Origin of the sequence: Campylobacter sp. BCW_4338, from assembly GCF_001763255.1 — a bacterium.
Lineage (GTDB): Bacteria > Campylobacterota > Campylobacteria > Campylobacterales > Campylobacteraceae > Campylobacter_D > Campylobacter_D jejuni.
Window position 1 is genome coordinate 1 of the sequence record NZ_MJYJ01000008.1, and the last position, 2,498, is coordinate 2,498.

At 27.9% G+C, this 2,498-nt stretch carries 4 protein-coding genes; all 4 read left to right on the forward strand.

Going from position 1 to position 2,498, the window contains the following annotated elements; genetic code table 11:
- The coding region (locus AJN69_RS00360; RefSeq protein WP_148122947.1) for a DUF1353 domain-containing protein at positions 1-211 on the forward strand (211 nt) is incomplete at its 5' end.
- The gene (locus tag AJN69_RS10215; RefSeq protein WP_070287696.1) at positions 208-1,377 is read left to right on the forward strand and encodes a hypothetical protein; all 1,170 of its coding nucleotides are present in this window, start codon (positions 208-210) and stop codon (positions 1,375-1,377) included. The genes AJN69_RS00360 and AJN69_RS10215, both read left to right, overlap by 4 nt.
- A gap of 13 nt (positions 1,378-1,390) precedes the next feature.
- Positions 1,391-1,852, forward strand: coding sequence for a DUF5675 family protein (locus tag AJN69_RS00370; RefSeq protein ID WP_070287700.1), 462 nt, complete (start codon positions 1,391-1,393; stop codon positions 1,850-1,852).
- Between the two features lie 232 nt (positions 1,853-2,084).
- Positions 2,085-2,498 (forward strand): hypothetical protein (locus AJN69_RS09920; RefSeq protein ID WP_070290174.1); only part of this gene is annotated, 414 nt, incomplete at its 3' end.

The window sequence follows — 2,498 nt, forward strand, 5'->3', positions numbered from 1 at the left end:
TCCACCTTTTAAAAGTGAGTATTTTAGTGCTTGTGTAGTGCATGATTTTTTATGTGAAAAAGCAAAATCAAGAAAAGATTACAAACTTGCTGATCTTGTTTTAAAAGAAGCAATGCAAGCTTTAGAAATAAATAAATTTAAGATTTTTGTTTTTTATTGCTCTTGTAATTTATTTCATCAGATCAAATGTTTAATAAAGGGGATAAGATGAGCGTGGATTTAAGAGAAATTGCCATAAAAACAGAAGAAATCAATAAAGATTTTAGTGAAGCTTTAGAAATTTTAAAAGAACTTTTTAAAAATGGAGTAAAACCAAGCGATGAAAGTATTAAAAATGCTATAAATGAAGTTTTAACAAGTTTTAACTTTATAAAACAAAGTGAATTAAAAGAAAAACTAGAAGCTTTACTAGAAGAGCTTGACATCAATGCAAATATCAATGAAGAGAGTTTAAAAGAAGTTGTATTAAAAGTTGTTTTAGAAAATCAAGAAAGTTTAAAAGGTGATAAGGGTGAAAACGGGTTAAATGCTTATGAGATTTGGAAAAAGCAAGTTGGAAATGAAAATAAAAGTGAAGATGAGTTTTTAGCCTCATTAAAGGGTGAAAAAGGAGATAAAGGTGACAAGGGAGACAAAGGCAAGGATGTAAACTCTGATTTAAAAGAATTACAAATTATTAATGGTAAAAAACTCAAAGTAGAGTTTAAAACCATTCAAGCAAGTTCTGCCTATCCTTTAAAAACCTTAGCTCTTTCAAGACTTGGAATTAAGTTAGTTGGAGATGATGATTATTTAAAAATTAATAGCTTAGAATTTTTAGATAACTCTAATAATAATCTTTTATTAGCAAATATAGAAAATGAAACTTTAAATAAAGCAGCAAATGAACATGCTAGTACTTTACCTGCTGAGTTTAGTTTAGAGAGTGCTAATACTGAGAGTTTAAGTTCTTTTGCAAAAGTAAAAATTACCTCAAATGGGGCTTATCAATATGGAAATCGCTATACTCCATACTATGCTTTTAGAGAGTATGATGAAAAAAATATTAGTGTGTTTTTAGCTAATGATGGATTAGAGAATCCTTTTTATACTATAGAATGTGAACTTTCAAAACCTATAAAAGAATTTAAATTCACCCCATGGGGAAAAGGAGTGGGTGGATCTTTCTTTAGTGAAAATCTAAATATTAAAATTTATATAGATGATGTGCTAATTAAAGAAATTAACTCTTTAAATCCAAATGGTAAAGAAATAGATACAGATCTTACTATAAGTTTTAACATTCAAGAAAATAAACTTATCTATGATGAGTTTAGAGACAATTTAGAACAAAGATTTAGACAAATAGAAAATAAGCTTATAGCATTAGGAAATTAAACAAAGGATTATAATGAAAATAAAAATTATTAGAAGATACATAGCTAATACTTGTGTTATTGGTAAATTTAAGGTTTTAAATGATGATGATAATATTCTTTTTGAATGTTTTTCTTTAGAAGAAGACAAAGAGGGTTTAGAAAGTGGTAAAGATTTAAGAATACCTGAAGGAAATTATAATTTAAAAAGACATAGTCCTTCACGATTTGAAAATACTTTAAGAAGTATTACAAAAAAAGATGATGATACAATGATAAATGTTTATAATGATGAAGTTCCAGCAAGTCGTGCAATTTTAATACACTGGGGAAACACTGATAAAGACACACAAGGTTGTATCTTACTGGGACTTACCAAAGATAATAATAATGAAAGTGTCGGTCAAAGCAGACAAGCTTGCAAAGAATTTTATGATTTGATGTATGGTAAAAATCTTGAAGACATTAAATTAGAAATAACAAATGAGTTAGCATAGAAAGGAGAAAGAAATTTAAGTAGGTTACCAAATAATCCCCTAAAAAGGGGACAAGACTAATAAGCCTTGACAATAATTATACATAAGAGTATAATTATAACGATTATTTGGTGATATGTAATCATAAAAAATCACCCACTTTCACGGGTAAAATTTAGCCATAGGGGGTCAGACCTACGGCTAACCCTTAGGGGTATTATACAAAAACCTTACTTAAACTTCTAAAACAAATATGATAAATCTTTTATTTGGAAATGCAAAGCTTTATATAGCCTTAGCTTTAATGGCAATCTTAACAGGATATTTTTATCTAAGACTTGATAGCACAAAGGTAAAATTAGAAAAAAGTCAAAATGATTTAGCCTTAGCTTTAGAGATTAATAAAAACAACGAAGCAAGGCTAAAAGAACTTACGCAAATTCATAAAGCAGAATTAAAAGCAATCAATGAAGCAAACAATCAAAAAAACGAAGTTAAAGAAAGGATAGAATATGTTAAAGAATACATTTATAAAAGCAATGAAAATAATATTACCAAGCTTTTTAACAATGTCGTTGATAGGTTGTGGGATGCAAACTCAACAAGTAGTAACCAAAATAGAAATTCAAAAAGTAAGAATTCCGCAAGAACTACTAACATTAAGCCC

Bases quoted from the DNA above. Each gene is read 5' to 3' on its own strand.
- AJN69_RS00370 (WP_070287700.1), top strand. From the start codon at position 1,391: ATGAAAATAAAAATTATTAGAAGATACATAGCTAATACTTGTGTTATT.
- AJN69_RS10215 (WP_070287696.1), top strand. From the start codon at position 208: ATGAGCGTGGATTTAAGAGAAATTGCCATAAAAACAGAAGAAATCAAT.